Below are 18,391 nucleotides of genomic sequence, written 5' to 3'. Positions count from 1 at the left end.
CAGAAGCCCGAAAATGCAGCCGGTTCTGGTGAGCGCTTGGGCTTGCCAACCCCAACATCACTGTCGTCCCGGACAAGCGAAGCGCAGATCCGGGACCCATACCCCCAGGGAGATGTTTGGCGATGACTCAGAGTTTGGTATTGCGACCAACCCCAATCGCGAGATCACGCGGTATGGATCCCCGCTTTCGCGGGGATGACACCGGGTGTGTTGGGGCACCTTGGCTCAGCCCTTCGGCTGAATCCCGTCGCGCACGGCGCGGAAGCGGGTGAAGGCGGCGAGCCACTGGTCGCGCGGGGCGCTGGCGATAATGCGCAGCGAGGCGCCGCCGGTCGAGAAGCGGATCCACTGCACCACGGTGACAGGGGTCTTGTCCTTGCCGCTGACGCCGTCGATCCGGGTCTCAAAACCCTGCTGGCCGTTGATGCGGATCGGCTCCGACATGGTGACGCGGGATTCGCGCACGCCGGGGATCTGGAGGGCGGCCTCCTGGGCGAAGCGGGCGCGATCGTCGGCTTGCTGCGGCGTGGCGCCGATCAGGCCGAGGATCATGAACGGCTTCGATTCATAGCCGGTGCTCTCGTTGCCGTCGGCCAGGATGATGCTGGAGCCCGGCGCCAGCGTGCGGATGTCCTTGAACTCGGCGAGGTCGGTGATCTTGAACGGCATCAGCGCGACCTGCTCTTCGGCCGAGACCTGCTTGCGGGTCATGGTGCTCGCAAACATCTGCCGCACTGCCTCGTCGGTGTAGATCTTGGCTGCGTTCTCCGGGACCTGGACCGCGACATAGCCGGAGAAGCCGGCGCCCGGCACGATCATCGAATAGCGCTTCACCGGGGTCTCGCCGGCTTTGCCGCTTTCGGTGGTGAAATAGGCAAGACCCGCGGGGGTCTCGATCTTGTCCTGCTTGACGCCGGGGGTGCCCGCGGGATTGGCGTTGAAGGCGCTCACGACCTCGCCATAGGCTGCCGGCGGCAGCTCGGTGATCAGCACCTTGACGTTGCCGTCCTCGCTCTCGAAGCCCGGAAAAGTCTTTGCCGTGTTGAGGCCGACCAGCGGCACCATGCCGAGGCGCAGGCCAGGCGGGAAAACGGCGTCGGCAGCAAAGGCCGGAAACACTGTTGCGGCGAGGAGAGTGAGCGCGGCGAGGGGGCGGATCAGCTTCATGGGCACTCTGATTGGTTCACATTGAGGCCGTTCGATGGTCGGCCATTGGGCCGCTTTGTCGCGCGGAGCAGCCTCGATGGCGCTCTGCGGCCGCCGCCTTTTAGCGGGTTTGGCCCGCCGGTAACAGGGCAGGGCCCATCACGGTGGCGGGGGCCGGCTGATGCCTGAACCTGTTAATAATTCATCACCCGCAAGGGCGGTTGAGCCCGGATATGATCTTCCAAAACCCAATGTTTTCACGGCTGAAGCTTGCGCTCGGTCCTTGCGGGCCCCACCCCCCCTCCTATATGAGGCTCAATCATCGCAATATCGCGGATGTTTGATCTTAGGGGGTCTGGACCGGGTGCCTCTTGGGCCCAACCAGCCTGCCGCAAAAACAAGGATATCAGGACCATGGGAAAGGTCATTGGGATCGACCTCGGCACCACGAATTCGTGCGTCGCCGTGATGGATGGCAAGAACGCCAAAGTCATCGAGAATTCCGAAGGCATGCGCACGACGCCTTCGATCGTCGCCGTGACGGACGACGGTGAGCGCCTCGTCGGCCAGCCTGCCAAGCGCCAGGCCGTTACCAATCCCGAGCGTACGTTCTTCGCAGTGAAGCGCCTCATCGGCCGCCGCTACGACGACCCGATGGTCGAAAAGGACAAGAAGCTCGTTCCGTACAAGATCGTGAAGGCTTCCAACGGCGACGCCTGGGTCGAGGCCGACGGCCAGACCTACTCGCCCTCGCAGGTGTCTGCGTTCATCTTGCAGAAGATGAAGGAGACCGCGGAAGCCCATCTCGGCCAGAAGGTCGACCAGGCCGTCATCACCGTTCCCGCCTACTTCAACGACGCCCAGCGCCAGGCGACCAAGGACGCCGGCAAGATCGCGGGCCTTGAAGTTCTGCGCATCATCAACGAGCCGACCGCGGCGGCGCTCGCCTATGGTCTGGACAAGACCAAGGCCGGCACGATCGCCGTGTACGATCTCGGCGGTGGCACGTTCGACGTCTCCATTCTCGAAATCGGCGACGGCGTGTTCGAGGTGAAGTCGACCAACGGCGACACCTTCCTCGGTGGCGAAGATTTCGACATGCGCCTGGTCGGCTATCTCGCCGACGAGTTCCAGAAGGAGCAGGGCATCAACCTGCGCAACGACAAGCTCGCGTTGCAGCGCCTGAAGGAAGCCGCTGAAAAGGCCAAGATCGAGCTGTCGTCGACGACGCAGACCGAAATCAACCTGCCCTTCATCACCGCGGACCAGACCGGTCCGAAGCATCTGACGATGAGACTCACCCGCGCCAAGTTCGAAGCGCTGGTTGACGACCTCGTGCAGAAAACCGTCGAGCCCTGCCGCAAGGCGCTGAAGGATGCCGGCCTCACCGCGGCCGAGATCGGCGAAGTGGTGCTGGTCGGTGGCATGTCGCGTATGCCGAAGGTCCAGGAGGTCGTGAAGCAGCTGTTCGGCAAGGAGCCGCACAAGGGCGTCAACCCGGACGAAGTCGTGGCGATCGGTGCCGCGATCCAGGCCGGCGTGCTCCAGGGCGACGTCAAGGACGTGCTGCTGCTCGACGTGACCCCGCTGTCGCTGGGCATCGAGACGCTGGGCGGCGTGTTCACCCGCATCATCGACCGCAACACCACGATCCCGACCAAGAAGAGCCAGGTGTTCTCGACCGCCGAGGACAGCCAGAACGCGGTCACCATCCGCGTCTTCCAGGGCGAGCGTGAAATGGCGGCCGACAACAAGATGCTCGGCCAGTTCGACCTGATGGGCATTCCGCCGGCTCCGCGCGGCATGCCGCAGATCGAGGTGACCTTCGACATCGACGCCAATGGCATCGTCAACGTCTCGGCCAAGGACAAGGCGACGGCCAAGGAGCAGCAGATCCGCATCCAGGCCTCCGGCGGCCTGTCGGAAGCCGACATCGAGAAGATGGTCAAGGACGCCGAGGCCAATGCCGAGGCCGACAAGAAGCGCCGCGAGGCCGTCATGGCCAAGAACGAGGCGGATGGTCTGGTGCATTCGACCGAGAAGGCTTTGGCCGAGCACGGCTCGAAGGTCGGCGAGCCCGAGCGCCGCGCCATCGAGGATGCCGTCGGCGACCTCAAGGAAGCGTTGAAGGGCGACGACGCCGAGGCGATCAAGGCCAAGACCCAGACGCTGGCCCAGGCTTCGATGAAGCTCGGCGAGGCCATGTATACGCAGCAGGCCGAGGCCGACGCCAAGCGGGACGCGGCCAAGGACGACGTCGTCGACGCGGAGTTCACCGAAGTCGACGACGACAAGAACAACAAGAAGTCCGCCTGAACCCCAAGAGGGTGATGATGCGGACGGCTTGGACCCCACACGCTCAGTCGGCCTTCCCCCTCAGGGGGGAGGCCTTCGTGTCGGGCTCGACGGGCGGGATGCCCGTTACGATCGATCAATTCCCTACAGCTAAGCTGAACGCCGCCGTGCTGCCCTCTGCCGATCAGCGGAAGGCTGCTTATATCGTCGCGTGACGACGTAGTTTCGCTCCGACGTGAATCGCGATTGGATAGACCGAGCCCGCCATGTCCACCAAGCGCTGCTATTACGAGACCCTGGAAGTCGAGCGCTCTGCCGACGATTCCGTGCTGAAGACGTCCTTCCGCAAGCTCGCGATGAAGTTTCATCCCGACCGCAATCCCGGGGACGACACCAGCGAGGTCAAGTTCAAGGAAATCAACGAGGCTTACGAGATCCTCAAGGACAAGGACAAGCGCGCGGCCTACGACCGCTTCGGCCATGCGGCCTTCGAGCAGGGCGGCCCCGGCGGCGGTGCCGGGTTCGGCGCCGGCTTCGCCTCCTCCTTCTCCGACATTTTTGAAGATCTGTTCGGCATGGCCGGGCAGCGCGGTGGCCGCGGCGGCCGCGAGCGCGGCGCCGACCTGCGCTACAACATGGAAATCACCCTCGAGGAAGCCTTCGGCGGCAAGACCGCCCAGATCGAGATTCCGGTCTCGGTCACCTGCGAGGCCTGCTCGGGCATCGGCGCCAAGGCCGGCACCAAGCCGAAAACCTGCTCGACCTGCGGCGGCGCCGGCCGTGTCCGGCAGTCGCAAGGCTTCTTCACGCTGGAGCGCACCTGCCCGGGCTGCCAGGGCCGCGGCCAGATGATCGAGGATGCCTGCCCGTCCTGCTCCGGCCAGGGCCGGGTCACCCGCGAGCGGAATCTGTCGGTTAATATTCCCCAAGGCGTCGAGGACGGCACCAGGATCAGGCTTGCCGGCGAAGGCGAGGCCGGGGTCCGCGGCGGCCCGCCCGGCGACCTCTACATCTTCCTGTCGCTGGCCCAGCACCAGCTCTTCCAGCGCGACGGCGCCGATCTGCACTGCCGGGTGCCGATCTCGATGGTGACGGCCGCTCTCGGCGGCGAATTCGAGGTGCCAACCATCGACGGCGGCAAGACCAAAGTGAAGGTGCCGGCCGGAACCCAGTCGAGCCGTCGATTCCGCATTGCATCAAAAGGCATGCCGGTGCTGCGCTCGCGCCAGATGGGCGACATGTACGTCCAGGTCGCGGTCGAGACCCCGCAGAACCTCACCAAGAAGCAGCAGGAATTGCTGGCCGAGTTCGAAAAACTCTCTTCGGGCAATACCCAGCCGGAATCCGTGGGCTTCTTCGCCAAGGTCAAGGATCTGTTCAGCAATCGGGCGAGCTGACTCGTCTTGACCGTACCGCCTTCGGCCTATACCTGTTTATGACCATTTTCTGACACGCCGCGTCCCGCGGTCCCGTCCGGTCCTGACATGCCATTGCCATCGTCCGCGCGTGCGTTGAAGAAGCCCCGTCTTGATGACGAGGTGCGCTTTCTCAGATCGTGGATCGAAAAGCCGCTCCACATGGGCGCGGTGATGCCGTCGGGCAAGCTGCTCGCCCGGAAGATGGCCCACTACGTTGATGTCGACTCGGACGCTCCCGTGGTCGAGCTCGGGCCCGGCACCGGCGCAATCACCTCGGCTCTGGTCGAGCGCGGCGTCGATCAGAAACGTCTCGTCCTCGTCGAATACAATCCCGGCTTCTGCGCCCTGCTGCGCGATCGCTATCCGCAGGCCAAGGTGGTGCAGGGTGATGCCTATCGCCTGCGCGACACGCTCTGGAATGTCCTGAGCGCACCGGCCAGCGCGGTCGTCTCGGGCCTGCCGCTTGTCACCAAACCGATGCTGACGCGGCTGCGGCTGATTCGCGACGCCTTCACGGCGCTGGCGCCCGGCGCGCCCTTCGTCCAGTTCACCTATGCGGTGGTGCCGCCGATCCCGAAATCGCTGCCCGGCGTGTCCACAGAGGCCTCTGACCGGATCTGGATGAACCTTCCGCCGGCCCGCGTCTGGGTGTATCGCAAGGACTAATTCCGCCGGCATTCTCCTTTGCGCGGCGGGCTCGTTTCGCCGAACGCATGGAAGCGGATGTCCGCACCGAAAATCCTGGTCATTCCCGGCTCGCTGCGCACCGGCTCGCACAATGCGAAGCTGGCGGCGGTCACAGCCCATGAATTCGCCAAGGCCGGCCTCGACGTGACCCGCATCTCGCTGGCCGATTTCCCGCTGCCGATCTACGACGGCGATCTCCAGGCGAAATCCGGCGTGCCCAAGCACGCGATCAATCTCAAGCGCATGATCGGCACGCATCACGGCGTGCTGTTCGTCTCGCCCGAATACAACGCCTCGGTACCGCCGCTGCTGAAGAACGCGATCGACTGGGTTAGCCGCGTGCAGGATCCGCACGAGGCGCGCGGCGACGTGTTTCGCAACCGCGCCTTCGCGCTTGCCGGCGCCTCGCAGAGCCGGCTCGGTGCCGCCCGCGCGCTGCAGGCGTTGCGGCTGATCCTGACCTCCTGCCACGCCAATGTGATTGCCAGCCAACTCACGCTCGCCTTTGCCGACGAGGCCTATGACGATATGGACAGGCTCAAGAACGAGGGCGACATCGCCGCGTTGAAGGAGCTGGTGCGGCAGTTGATCGACATTTCCCAACGCATGATGTGAGGTGACATGACGCCAGCCGAGATCGCCCCGAAAGACCGCCTGATCGTTGCGCTCGATCTACCCAGCGTCGATGCCGCGGAGGCGATGATCGCGAAGCTCGGCGACAGTGTCACCTTCTACAAGATCGGCTATCGCCTCGCTTATGCCGGCGGCCTGCCGCTCGTCGCCAGGCTCGCCGACAAGGGCAAGAAGGTGTTTCTCGATCTCAAGCTGCACGACATCGGTAATACCGTGTCGCAAGGCGTCGAAAGCATCACGAAGCTCGGCGCGACCTTCCTCACCGTGCACGCCTATCCGCAGACCATGAAAGGCGCCGTCGAAGGCCGCGGCAGCGCGAGCCTGAAGATCCTCGCCGTCACCGTGCTGACCTCCTACAACGAGGACGATCTGCACGCGGCAGGTTTTCGGCTCGGCGTCTCCGAGCTGGTCGAAGCGCGCGCGCAGCAGGCGCAGGTGCTTGGCGTTGACGGTCTCGTGTCCTCGCCGGAGGAAGTCGGCGCCTTGCGAAAAATCGTCGGTCACCAGATGAGCCTCGTTACGCCCGGCATCCGGCCGGCAGGTGCGGCGAGCGGCGACCAGAAACGCATCATGACGCCGGGCCGCGCAATTGTCGCGGGCGCCGATTATCTCGTCGTCGGACGGCCGGTGGTGGAAGCCGCGGACCCCAAGGCTGTCGCAGACGCCATCCACGCCGAGATCGCGCAGGCGCTCGGCTAACCAACAACACAGGGAGAAGAACAATGGCAAAAGGCTACTGGATCGGACGCGTCGATGTCAGCAATGACGAGGGCTACAAGCCCTATGCCGTCGCCAACGGTCCGATCTTCAAGAAATGGGGCGCCCGCTTCGCCGTGCGCGCCGGCAAGTTCACAACTGTCGAAGGCGCCAGCCGCACCCGCAACGTCGTGATCGAATTCCCGGACTACGAGACCGCGATCGCCTGCTATAACTCGCCGGAATACCAGGCCAACATCAAGGTGCGCCAGCCGCACTCCATTGCCGACCTCATCATCATCGAGGGCTATGACGGCCCGCAACCGTCGGACGGTTGAGGCGGGACCAAACTCCGTCATGGCCGGGCTTGACCCGGCCATCCACGTCTTTGCAGCATGTGTGTGGCCCTTCGTGGATGCCCGGGACAAGCCCGGGGCATGACGGTAGAGTTTACCCCCTCGGTTGCCGGAACTGCATCCCGCCGCTACAACGCAACTGAGAGGATCGCACCATGTCCGACATGCGCTTGATTGTTGCTGGAGCCGGCGGCCGGATGGGCCGCGCGCTGACGCGGGCGATTGCCGACAGCAAAGGCGCGGTGCTGGCGGGCGCGCTGGAGGCACCGGGCTCGGAGCTGCTCGGCAAGGATGCCGGCGTGCTCGCAGGGCTCCCGGCCAATGGCATCAAGCTTTCGGCCGACCTCTGGGCGATGTCGAAGGATGCCGACGGCATTCTGGATTTCACCGTGCCGGCCGCGACCATCGCCAATGTCGCGATCGCGGCCGAGCGCGGCATCGTGCATGTCATCGGCACCACCGGGCTTTCAGGCTCCGATAACGCCGTGATCAAGAGTGTCACCAACCGCGCGGTCGTGGTGCAGTCGGGCAATATGAGCCTCGGCGTCAATCTGCTCGCCGCCGTGGTCAAGCGCGTCGCCAAAGCGCTCGACGAGAACTTTGATATCGAAGTCGTCGAAACGCATCATCGCATGAAGATCGACGCGCCATCAGGCACCGCGCTGATGCTGGGCCAGGCCGCAGCAAGCGGTCGCGGCATCCCGCTCGACGAGCATTCCGAGCGCGGCCGCGACGGCATCACCGGCGCGCGCAAGCCCGGCGCCATTGGGTTCGCTTCGCTGCGCGGCGGCACCGTCGCCGGCGAGCACAGCGTCACCTTTCTCGGCCCGTTCGAGCGCCTGACGCTGTCGCATCTCGCCGAAGACCGCATGCTGTTCGCGCACGGCGCGCTGAAGGCGGCGCTGTGGGCGCATGGCAAGAAGCCGGGGCACTACTCCATGGCCGACGTACTCGGCCTCGCCGATATCTGAAGAACCTCAATGGAAAGCAGTCAATGAGCGAACGTCTCCTCGTGCTCGTGCGCCACGGCCAGAGCGATTGGAATCTGAAGAACCTGTTCACGGGCTGGAAGGACCCCGACCTCACCGAGCTCGGTGTGAAGGAAGCCAGCGAAGCCGGCCGCAAGCTGAAGGCGCAGGGCCTCGAGTTCGACGTCGCCTACACCTCGGTCTTGACCCGCGCGCAGCACACGCTCGAGCTCATCCTCGGCGAGCTCGGCCAGAAGGGCCTGCCGACCACCAAGGACCTCGCGCTGAACGAGCGCGATTACGGCGATCTCTCCGGCCTCAACAAGGACGACGCCCGCAAGAAATGGGGCGAGGACCAGGTGCTGATCTGGCGCCGCTCCTACGACGTGCCCCCGCCCGGCGGCGAAAGCCTGAAGGACACGCTGGCGCGCGCGCTGCCGTACTACGTGCAGGAGATCCTGCCCGGCGTGCTCAACGGCAAGCGCACGCTGGTTGCCGCCCACGGCAACTCGCTGCGCGCGCTGATCATGGTGCTGGAGAATCTCTCGCCCGAAGGCATCCTGAAGCGCGAACTGGCGACCGGTGTGCCGATCATCTACCGGCTCAATGCGGATTCGACGGTGGCGTCGAAGCTGGATCTGGCGGGTTGAATTTGTAAGGTGGGTTAGCTGTGGAATCTCAGGAGGTCGTCCATCGGTAGGCCGAGGCGGCTGATGGGTGGTTTGGCTTGCAGACTGCCGTGCGGGCGATGCCAGTTGTAGTGATGAAGCCAGATTGGCAGGTTTTTGGCGCGCTGATCTGAGGTGTCGTAGGCCCGAGCATAAGCCCACTCACGGAGCACTGTCTGGATGAAGCGCTCGGCCTTGCCGTTTGTTTGCGGTCTGTAGGGCCTGGTGAAGATGTGCTTGAGGCCGAGCTTGCTGCACGCTCTGGCAAAGGCCTTGGCGCGGTAGCAGGAGCCGTTGTCGGTCATGATGCCGGTGACCTTCATGCCGAGGCTGCGGTAGTAGGTGACGGCCTCCTTGAGGAAGGCGATGGCGCTCTCCTTTTTTTGATCTTGCCGGATCTGGGAGAAGGCCAGGCGCGATGCATCGTCGATGGCAACGTGGACGAACTCGTGGCCGGCGCCACGGCTTTCGCCCATCTGGCGATCGTGTGTGATGCGGTGGCCTGGTCTGACGAACCTGCCGAGCTTCTTGATGTCGATATGGATGAGTTCGCCGGGCTGCTCGCGTTCGTACCTGCGCACCGGTTCGGCGGGCTCCAGATCGCGTATCCGGCTTAATCCCAAGTGACGAAGGATGCGGCTGACAGTGGCCGGCGACACCTTAACCTCGGCTGCGATCTGCTTGCCGGTGTGGCGCTGCCGGCGCAACGTCTCGACGGCGGCGCGCGTGGCTGGCGGGGTTTGGCTTGGCGATGAAAGAGGCCTCGAGGAGCGATCCCGCAACCCTTCGACACCCTCCGCGCGGAACCGCTTGACCCATTTGGCAACGGTCTTCGCTGTCGTGTTGAACTGGTGGGCCGCGTCGGCTGGGCTCAGCCCGCCCTCGACGACGCTGCGCACCATCGCCTCTCGACCTTTGGGCGTCAAAGGCGCATTCTTGTGGACGTTCATCTGGTCTTTCCTTGGAATACTGAAGCTTCGCAACCTCAGCTTCCTCGGTTCAGACCAGATGGACAACCTCCTGAGAGACCAAAGTTAGCCCTGCGGACTGCGCGAAGCGCAGACCGCTCGGCGTAACCCACCTCATTGGTTTCCGTGGTGGCAGAAGTGGTGGGTTACGCTGATGCTAACCCACCCTACGCGGCATCACTGCATCCCCAACTGCCCGGCTTCCCAGCCCAACATCGCCTGCTTGCGGGTGATGCCCCAGTGATAGCCGGTGAGCGTGCCGCTCTTGCCGAGCGCGCGGTGGCAGGGCACGACGAACGAAACCGGGTTCTTGCCAACCGCAGCGCCGACGGCGCGCGAGGCTTTCGGACTGTCGATGTTGCAGGCGATGTCCGAATAGGACACCGCGCGGCCCATCGGGATCTTCAGCAGCGTCTCCCAGACCCGCACCTCGAAATCGGTGCCGATCATGACCACACGCAACGGCTGATCCGGCCGCCACATTTTCGTATCGAAGATGCGCGCCGCGAGCGGTGCGGTGCCTTCGTGATCCTCGACGTAAGTTGCGTTGCGCCATCGTCGCGTCATGTCGGCGAGCGCGACCTTCTCCTCACCGGGGTCGGCGAAGGCGAGGCCCGACAGGCCGCGGTCGGTCGCGATCACGATCGCCGTGCCGAAGGGCGAGGGATGGAAGCCGTAGCGCAAGGTGAGTCCCGCGCCGCCGTTCTTCCATTCGCCCGGCGACATCGCTTCGTGGGTGACGAAGAGATCGTGCAACCGGCCTGGACCAGAGAGCCCGGAGTCGAGCGCCGCGTCGAGGATGCTCGCGGAATCCCGCAGCAGACCCTTGGCGTGGTCGAGGGTGAGCGCCTGCATGAAGGCCTTCGGCGTGATCGAGGCCCAGCGGCGAAACAGATGGTGCAGCTCGTCCGGCGTGACGCCGGCGGCATCCGCCATCGCTTCGATGGCCGGCTGCGTGCGCCAGTTCTCCGAGATGAACGCGATCGCCCGGCGCACGGAATCATAGTCGCGCAACGCGGCGTGCTGGGGGCCCGGCTTGGCCAGGCGCTGGTCGTTTATGGCGAGTGTCATCATGCGTGGAAATGTAGGCGCCGCGCGGCTGGGAAACCACCCGATTTCCGACGTGCAATCAGCTGATCGGGTTGTATGTGGGCCCGCGCCTGGCGGCGTTCAGCGCTTCAACCAAACCTTTGTAAAAACTTGCCTTTTCCTCCGGTCCCAGGAACCTTGCGATCCGGATCTGGTGGCCGCGCGAGATCAGATAGAGATGCTCGATGCCGAAATCCTCGTCGATCTCCATGTCGAGGCGGACCCAGAGCGGATTGAAAGTCCATTCGGCGACCTGGCCGTGATGGCTGATGCGCCGCACGCGGAGTTCGGAGGTCGTGACGGTGATCTCCTCACGCGCCCGGGCGGTGCGGAAATTGGCCTTGAAGGCCCACCAGACCACGAGCACGTCGAGGCCGAAAAAGCCCAGCACCGGCCAGGCGCCTTTCATCAGAAAGACAATTCCGGTGGCAAAGCTGACGACGCTGAGGAACAGCATCACGGCGAGGAAGCCGGTGCGGTTCAACGAACGGTGCGGCGTCAGCAGCGCAGAGAAGATCTGCGTTTCGCGTTCGCGCTCAATTTCGTTGCCTGTGCTCATCGTCCCTCAGTATATCCCGATCATGGCGAAAATCACCCGCAAGCCGGCCCCGCGCAAAGCGTCCGTGCCGAAGAAAAAGGCAAAGGCGGCGGTCGCGCAGCCGAAAGCTCCTGCGAAGAAATCGCTTAAAGCTCCAAAACCCTGGACGCCGGCGGAGGTTCGCGAGGTCTTCAGCCGTTTTCGCAACGCCAATCCCGAGCCGAAGGGCGAGCTCGAACACGTCAATCCGTTCACGCTGCTGGTTGCCGTGGTGCTGTCGGCGCAGGCGACCGACGCCGGGGTCAACAAGGCGACACGCGCCTTGTTCGAGATCGCCGACACGCCGCAGAAGATGCTCGATCTCGGCGAAGAGCGTCTGCGCGACTACATCAAGACCATCGGCCTCTATCGCACCAAGGCGAAGAACGTCATCGCGCTGTCGACCAAGATGCTCAGAGATTTTGGCGGCGAGGTGCCGCGCACGCGCGCGGAAATCGAATCGCTACCTGGTGCCGGGCGCAAGACCGCCAACGTCGTGCTCAACATGGCCTTCGGCGAGCACACCATGGCGGTCGACACGCATGTGTTTCGCGTCGGTAATCGCACGGGCCTGGCGCCCGGGAAGAATCCGCTCGAAGTCGAGCTGGGTCTTGAAAAGGTGATACCGGCCGAGTTCATGCTGCATGCGCATCATTGGCTGATCCTGCACGGCCGCTACACCTGCCTCGCGCGCAAGCCGCGCTGCGAGGTCTGCCTGATCAACGACCTCTGCCGGTGGCCGGAGAAGACCGTGTAAGGCTCGTCACCGCATCTGCCGGGCCGGCTCGATCAGCTCGGGGCGGGGCCCTGACAGCCGCTTGTGCATGTGGACCATGAACGCCATGCCGAAGATCGGCGTCGCCAGATTGACGATCGGGATCGAGACGAAGGCGGCGATGAAGAGACCGGCGGTGAAGATGGTCGCGGCATTGTCGCGCCGCATCGCCTTGGCTTCCTCCGGCGAGCGGAAGCGCATCGCCGCGAGCTCGAAATATTCACGCCCGAGCAGCCATGCGGCGGCGAGGAAGAAAACCAGGAAGCCGGCGCCGGCGAACAACACCAGCGGCAACGCGATCAGATAGACCAGGATCGTCAACAGCGCGGTCTTGACGCCCTCGTAGATCGCCTGGCTGAATGGCAACGCGGCGCCCGGCTGCTCCGCGGGATAATGCTGGCGCTCGACGATGTCGGCGACGTCGTCGACGAACAGGCTCGCCACCACCGAGGTGATCGCGGGCATCAGGAACACGCCGCCGAACACGACGCCGAGGCCCGCCGCGATCGAGACGATCCACGCCAGGACCTCGAGTGACGAATGCCAGCTCGGCCCGAGCAGGCCTTCCAGCCAGACCTCGCCATAGGTCGCAAACCAGCTCAGCAGCCGCTGCAAGCCGACCGCGAGCACGATGATCAGCACCAGCGCCAGCCCGATCGATCGCCACAGGATCGAACGCATCGCCGGTGACATCATTTGCGACAGCGCCTTGACGGCGGCATCCAGCATGGGAGGACCTCTCAGGGAAAACCACCCGCGAGAGGTAGACATGTGCGGAAGGTTCGACAAGAGGCCGAACCTCCCGGGAACGCGCTAGCTCACCCTGACGACGAGGGCGTAGGTCTGCGGCGCGACGGCGACGGAATGCGCGATGACGGAAATCACGGCCTCCCCCGGCGGCAGATTGTCGAAGGCGACCTGCTCGACATTGTTCTTGCGGTCGAACTGCTTCGAGCCGGCCGGCATGTTGCCGTGACGTTCCTGCTTGTTGGCGACCACGACGAGGTCGAGGTCGCTTTGCAGGCCTTCGCCCGGCGGATCGGTCCAGACCAGCGTGACCTTCAGGCGGCGGCCTCCCGCAGGGATCGTCACCGTGCGGTCTTCGCGGTTGCCGGCGTCGAGCTTCTTCTTCTCGTCGAAGAATTGCAGGGTTTCATGCGCGGCATAGGGACCGACCACGGCCTGAACGTCGACCCGGCCAAAGCCCTGACTGTTGTTCGCGACAGAGCCCGCTTCAGAGGGATTGTATTGTCCGGCAAGACTGCGGGCTCCGTTGATGATGAGCGCCTTGAGCAATGCGGCGCTCGGCGACTTCACTCCCTGGCTTTTCCGCAGGAAGGCACGGACGACTGCGACACACCCGGCCACGAGGGGCGTGGCCATGCTGGTGCCGCCCTCGAACATGTAGAGCGGGTCCTTCGAGAGTTTCCATCCCTTCGATTTCGTCGCGCGTGAGCGCGTCGACAGGATGAACGATCCCGGGGCCACGACGTCGGGCTTGATGCGTTCGTCGTTCGTCGGTCCCCGGCTGCTGAAGGCCACCATGCCCTCGGGATTGTTGGCCAGACGATCGGTGCTGATGGGCTTGGCCGGAAAATCCTCGGGCCACGCATCGCCGTAAGTCAGAGACTGAGTGGGACGATCGTTCTCGCACGCACCGATGGTGATGCAATTCTTGGCCGTGCCGGGCGGCGACACCGAGTTGGGATCGACCTGGCCATTGCCGTCCTTGTCCGTGCCTTCATTTCCAGCAGCGAAGCAGATCAGCATGTCGCGATGCTTGTAGACGAACGCGTCGAGCTCGTGGGCTTGCGAGTCATAAACGCCGGCATTGCCGTCGCTGCCCCAGGAGTTGGAATGAATGCGGGCCTTGTCGGTCTTGTAGGGCGGGCTGAACAGTTCATCGAGGCTGTCGGGCAGGCCGCCGAGGTCGCCGCCGCTGTCGAGCACCGATTGCAGCACCAGTTTTGCACCGGGAGCCGTGCCGCGGATGGGGCCGTCGCTTGTCGACACGCCGTCGCCCAGTGCGGAGCCGGCGACATGGGTGCCGTGGCCATCGGGATCGTCCTTCCGCCCGGGACGGCCGAGCGCATAGAGCTTCTTCACGCGCCCCTTGAAGGCCGGATGCGTGTTCGTGGTCGATCCCTTGTCGAAACCGGTGTCGGCAATCGCGATGATCTCGCCGGCGCCTTCGCCGCCATTGCCCGGCGTTGCCGCGGGAACGCGAAGGATGTCCCGCGCGATGTTGTTGAGCAGCTTGCGGGGATAGACCTTCTCGACGCTGCGCACCTGGTCGAGCGCCGCAACGTCGGCAAGCCGGCGCATCTTAAGCGTCAGGCGCACCTTGGCGGTGCCTGCGACGACGTCCTCGAGATGGATGTGCGCGGCCTCCGCGATCTTCTTCGCGGCGGCCTTTACGCCGACATTGCGATGGAGCATGACGTCGACGGTCACGCTGGTGCGATCGAGCGCGGCGGGCTTGGCCGCAAGCGCATGCGCGGCGGCGACCCCGCCGGGTTGCGTGCCCAGATTGCGCAGGGCCGGCGCGATCTTCACGATGCCGGGGTAAACATCCGCCCATGTCACGAACGGCAGCTTGCGGACCTTGTCGAGGCCGGTCGCCGGAAAGTGACAGATGACGGCGCTGCCCGGCACGGCTTCCAGGATCTTGGCGCCCGCCTTGGCCAACTGTTGTCTGCGCTCGGCATTGAGTGGCTGGTCAGTCTGCACGATGATGTAGTCGGATGCCTTGGCATTCGCATGGTCCAGAGAGAGCGCCGCGAGCTCCGCCTGCGGAGCCGAGGGATCGATGGTGATGCCGTTGATCGTGATCTGCGCCATGGCCAGTCGTCTCCGCAATTGATTCTGACAAATATCTTTCATTGGTCGGCCGAGGCAGCCGACGGTTGCAATCTTAGATCGAAATTACAGATGCCGAATGGTCTGTGTTACTGACCAATTCTGGCGCCGATCAGGGCCCAGCGAGCCATTCAGCCCCCGTCATTGCGAGCGCAGCGAAGCAATCCAGGCTGTCTCTGTGGAAAGATTCTGGATTGCTTCGCTGCGCTCGCAATGACGAGGAGGTCCCTCGAAAGCAATCTACTCATGCCGATGCCCATGCTTCCGTGCCTTGGCCGGCTTCCCTTCGCCGGTCGGGATCATCACCACGCGCCCATAGCGCACGCCGCGTTCGGCGATGATGTGGTCGGCGAAATGCTTGACCTCGCCGGCATCGCCGCGCAGCGCCGTCATCTCCATGCAATTGTTGTCGTCGAGATGGACATGCAGCGTCGCCAGCGCGAGGTCGTGGTGGCCGTGGAATTCCTGCACCAGGCGTTTCGAGAGGTCGCGGGCGGCGTGGTCGTAGACATAGACGAGACCGGCCACGCATGGGCCGGTCTGCGCCGTGTCCTCGGTGCTCTGCTGCAGCCCGGCGCGGGCGAGGTCGCGGATGATCTCCGAGCGGTTCTGGTAGCCGCGCGCCTCGGCCGCGGCATCGATCTCCGCCAGCAAATCATCCTCGATCGTGATGGTGATACGTTGCATCAGATATTCCCCGCGTCTCGCCTGTGCCCGCTGAACCCTAGCCCGGATGGAGCGAAGCGCAATCGGACTACGCAGTCCTTTATAACTTCGTCGCCCGCAGCCGCAGCGCATTCCCGACCACGCTCACCGATGACAGCGCCATTGCCGCCGCAGCGATGATCGGCGACAGCAGCACGCCGAAAGCAGGATAGAGGATACCGGCCGCGATCGGAATGCCGGCGGCGTTGTAGATGAAGGCGAAGAACAGGTTTTGCCGGATGTTGCTCATCGTCGCCTGCGACAGTTTTCGCGCACGGACGATGCCGGTGAGATCGCCCTTCAGAAGCGTGATGCCGGCGCTTTCCATCGCCACGTCCGTGCCGGTGCCCATGGCGATGCCGACCTCGGCCGCCGCCAGCGCCGGCGCGTCGTTGACGCCGTCGCCGGCCATCGCGACGCTGCGGCCGGCCTTTTGCAGCCGCGAGACCACGGCGCTCTTCTGGTCCGGCAGCACCTCGGCCTCGACATCGGCGATGCCGAGCCGGCGCGCCACGGCCTCTGCCGTCGTGCGGTTGTCGCCGGTCAGCATGATGACCTTGACGCCTTCGGCGGCGAGCGCCTTCAACGCCTCGGGCGTCGAGGCCTTGACCGGATCGGCGATCGCGAACAGGCCGGCGAGCTTGCCGTCGACGGCCATGTTGATGACGGTCGCGCCATCGCCGCGCAGGCGCTCGGCCTCGGTGTCGAACGTTCGGGTGTCGATCCCGATCGCGGCAAAAAACCTGGCATTGCCGAGCACGACGGTCTTGCCCTCGACCTTGCCGGTCGCGCCCTTGCCCGTCGGCGAGTCGAACGCCTCGACTTGTCCGAGCGTGAGCTGCTTCTCCTTCGCCGCGCGCACGATGGCGTCGGCCAGCGGATGCTCGCTGGCGCGCTCGACGCTGGCCGCGAGCCGAAGAATGTCGTTGTCCGCGAAGCCGGATGCCGGCGCGATCGCGACCACCTTTGGCCTGCCCTCGGTCAGCGTGCCGGTTTTGTCGACCACCAGCGTGTCGATCTTCTCCATCCGCTCCAGCGCCTCGGCATTCTTGATCAGCACACCAGCCTGCGCGCCGCGGCCGACGCCGACCATGATCGACATCGGCGTCGCCAACCCCAGCGCGCAGGGGCAGGCGATGATCAGCACGCTGACCGCGGCAACGAGACCGAACGCCAGCCGCGGCTCCGGTCCGAACCAGGACCAGGCGGCAAAGGCGGCGATGGCGACGGCGATCACCGTCGGCACGAACCAGCCGGCGACCTGATCGGCCAGCCGCTGGATCGGCGCCCGCGAGCGTTGCGCGTCGGCGACCATCTGCACGATCTGCGACAGCAGCGTCTCGCGTCCGACCTTGTCGGCGCGCATGATGAAGCTGCCGGACTGGTTGAGGGTGCCGGCGATGACTTTTGCATCGACCTCCTTGGTGACCGGCATGGATTCGCCCGTGACGAGGGATTCATCGAGCGAAGAACGGCCCTCGATGATGATTCCATCGACCGGCACCTTCTCGCCGGGACGGACGCGCAGGGAATCGCCAGCGTGCAGCGAGTCGATCTCGACCTCATGCTCGCCGCCATCGGCGTCGACGCGGCGGGCGGTCTTCGGCGCCAACTGCAACAGCGCCTTGATCGCGCCCGACGTCGCATCGCGGGCGCGCAGCTCCAGCACCTGGCCGAGCAGCACCAGCACGGTGATGACGGCGGCTGCTTCGAAATAGACGGCGACCGCGCCTCCGTGGCCGCGGAAGGTTGCAGGAAAGATCTGCGGCGCGACGGTGCCGAGGATGCTGTAGGCATAGGCCACGCCAGTGCCCATCGCAATCAGCGTGAACATGTTGAGATTGCGCGTCAGCAGCGATTGCCAGCCGCGGACGAAGAAGGGCCAGCCGGCCCACAGCACCACAGGCGTGGCGAAGACGAGCTGGATCCAGTTCGACAGCGTTGCATCGATCCAGTTGTGCGGGCCGGCGAGATGGCCGCCCATCTCCAGCACCACCGCCGGCAGCGCCAGGACGCCACCGATCCAGAACCGCCGCGTCATGTCGGCGAGCTCCGGATTGGGGCCTGTCTCCAGGCTCGCGACCTCCGGCTCCAGCGCCATGCCGCAGATCGGACAGCTGCCGGGTCCGACCTGGCGGATCTCCGGATGCATCGGGCAGGTATAGATCGTGCCCTCGGGCATTTTTGGCCCGGGCGCTTTCTCTTTCGCAAGATACTTTGCGGGATCGGCGGCGAATTTGGTGCGGCAGCCGGCCGAGCAAAAATGGAAGGCCTCGCCGTGATGTGTGAGGTGGTGCTTCGAGGTCGCGGGATCGACCGTCATGCGGCAGACGGGATCGAGGACCTTTGTCGGGGCATCGCCATGGTGATGTGCGTGATCGCCATGCCCGCCGCAGCAGGAGGACGCCGCGGGCTTGTCGGCGGGCGGAGCAGCCTTGGCGGAACAGCCGCATCCGGAATGTTGTTCCGGCTTGTGATGGTGCCCGTGGTCGGCGTCGTTCATTGCCATGCTCCGCCTTGTCGTTCAGGTCTTGCAACATATACCCTAGGG

17 protein-coding genes are annotated in these 18,391 nt (G+C 64.7%); 9 read left to right on the top strand and 8 right to left on the bottom strand.

From position 1 onward, the window contains the following. Positions 1–225: 225 nt before the first annotated feature. Positions 226–1,167, bottom strand: a complete 942-nt coding sequence (locus AB7532_RS00815; protein WP_441232947.1) for a hypothetical protein — start codon at positions 1,165–1,167, stop codon at positions 226–228. A gap of 393 nt (positions 1,168–1,560) precedes the next feature. Between AB7532_RS00815 and dnaK the strand changes: the two genes are divergently transcribed. The 8 genes from dnaK to AB7532_RS00775 all read left to right on the top strand — a co-directional run bounded on the left by dnaK (position 1,561) and on the right by AB7532_RS00775 (position 8,849). Beyond that, complete coding sequence (gene dnaK / locus AB7532_RS00810; protein ID WP_441232946.1) at positions 1,561–3,462, top strand: molecular chaperone DnaK; 1,902 nt, start codon at positions 1,561–1,563, stop codon at positions 3,460–3,462. Between the two features lie 245 nt (positions 3,463–3,707). Next, positions 3,708–4,838: a molecular chaperone DnaJ gene (gene dnaJ, locus AB7532_RS00805; RefSeq protein ID WP_441232945.1), complete on the top strand. Its 1,131-nt coding sequence runs from the start codon at positions 3,708–3,710 to the stop codon at positions 4,836–4,838. Positions 4,839–4,925: 87 nt separating this feature from the next. Then, positions 4,926–5,525 carry a class I SAM-dependent methyltransferase gene (locus AB7532_RS00800; protein ID WP_441232944.1) on the top strand — a complete coding sequence of 200 codons (600 nt, stop codon included), beginning with the start codon at positions 4,926–4,928 and terminating at the stop codon, positions 5,523–5,525. 57 nt (positions 5,526–5,582) lie between these two features. Then, entirely contained in the window at positions 5,583–6,161 is a 579-nt protein-coding gene (locus AB7532_RS00795; RefSeq protein ID WP_441232943.1) for an NADPH-dependent FMN reductase, read from the top strand. 6 nt (positions 6,162–6,167) lie between these two features. Further along, complete coding sequence (pyrF, locus tag AB7532_RS00790) at positions 6,168–6,878, top strand: orotidine-5'-phosphate decarboxylase (protein WP_441232942.1); 711 nt, start codon at positions 6,168–6,170, stop codon at positions 6,876–6,878. Between the two features lie 23 nt (positions 6,879–6,901). Continuing rightward, positions 6,902–7,213 (top strand): DUF1330 domain-containing protein, encoded by a 312-nt coding sequence (locus tag AB7532_RS00785; RefSeq protein WP_334532967.1) that lies wholly within the window; start codon positions 6,902–6,904, stop codon positions 7,211–7,213. Between the two features lie 173 nt (positions 7,214–7,386). Next, a complete protein-coding gene (dapB, locus tag AB7532_RS00780) occupies positions 7,387–8,202 on the top strand; it encodes a 4-hydroxy-tetrahydrodipicolinate reductase (protein WP_441232941.1) in 816 nt (271 codons plus the stop codon). A 23-nt stretch (positions 8,203–8,225) separates the two neighbouring features. After that, a complete protein-coding gene (locus AB7532_RS00775) occupies positions 8,226–8,849 on the top strand; it encodes a 2,3-bisphosphoglycerate-dependent phosphoglycerate mutase (protein WP_441232940.1) in 624 nt (207 codons plus the stop codon). Between the two features lie 14 nt (positions 8,850–8,863). On the opposite strand, the gene AB7532_RS00770 is transcribed toward AB7532_RS00775, so the two are convergent. The 3 genes from AB7532_RS00770 to AB7532_RS00760 form a co-directional block, all read right to left on the bottom strand. Further along, positions 8,864–9,817 carry an IS481 family transposase gene (locus AB7532_RS00770; RefSeq protein WP_441232939.1) on the bottom strand — a complete coding sequence of 318 codons (954 nt, stop codon included), beginning with the start codon at positions 9,815–9,817 and terminating at the stop codon, positions 8,864–8,866. Between the two features lie 195 nt (positions 9,818–10,012). Next, positions 10,013–10,909 (bottom strand): methylated-DNA--[protein]-cysteine S-methyltransferase, encoded by an 897-nt coding sequence (locus AB7532_RS00765; protein ID WP_441232938.1) that lies wholly within the window; start codon positions 10,907–10,909, stop codon positions 10,013–10,015. A gap of 55 nt (positions 10,910–10,964) precedes the next feature. Beyond that, the gene (locus AB7532_RS00760) at positions 10,965–11,483 is read right to left on the bottom strand and encodes a DUF2244 domain-containing protein (RefSeq protein ID WP_441232937.1); all 519 of its coding nucleotides are present in this window, start codon (positions 11,481–11,483) and stop codon (positions 10,965–10,967) included. A gap of 22 nt (positions 11,484–11,505) precedes the next feature. On the opposite strand from AB7532_RS00760, the gene nth reads away from it, so the two are divergent. After that, complete coding sequence (gene nth / locus AB7532_RS00755; RefSeq protein WP_441232936.1) at positions 11,506–12,258, top strand: endonuclease III; 753 nt, start codon at positions 11,506–11,508, stop codon at positions 12,256–12,258. A gap of 6 nt (positions 12,259–12,264) precedes the next feature. Here nth and AB7532_RS00750 read toward each other — a convergent pair whose 3' ends face one another. From AB7532_RS00750 to AB7532_RS00735, 4 genes are all read right to left on the bottom strand, one after another. Beyond that, positions 12,265–13,005, bottom strand: a complete 741-nt coding sequence (locus tag AB7532_RS00750) for a sulfate transporter family protein (protein WP_441232935.1) — start codon at positions 13,003–13,005, stop codon at positions 12,265–12,267. An 84-nt stretch (positions 13,006–13,089) separates the two neighbouring features. After that, on the bottom strand, positions 13,090–15,117 hold the full coding sequence (locus AB7532_RS00745; protein WP_441232934.1) for a S8 family serine peptidase: 2,028 nt from the start codon (positions 15,115–15,117) through the stop codon (positions 13,090–13,092). Positions 15,118–15,375: 258 nt separating this feature from the next. After that, the gene (nikR, locus tag AB7532_RS00740; RefSeq protein WP_441232933.1) at positions 15,376–15,822 is read right to left on the bottom strand and encodes a nickel-responsive transcriptional regulator NikR; all 447 of its coding nucleotides are present in this window, start codon (positions 15,820–15,822) and stop codon (positions 15,376–15,378) included. Positions 15,823–15,901: 79 nt separating this feature from the next. Next, a complete protein-coding gene (locus AB7532_RS00735) occupies positions 15,902–18,343 on the bottom strand; it encodes a heavy metal translocating P-type ATPase (RefSeq protein WP_441232932.1) in 2,442 nt (813 codons plus the stop codon). Positions 18,344–18,391 lie beyond the last annotated feature (48 nt).

The organism is Bradyrhizobium sp. 930_D9_N1_4, assembly GCF_052076015.1.
Taxonomy (GTDB): Bacteria; Pseudomonadota; Alphaproteobacteria; order Rhizobiales; family Xanthobacteraceae; genus Bradyrhizobium.
Note: the sequence above shows the minus strand (reverse complement) of the source record. Positions and strands in the feature narration are given on the sequence as shown.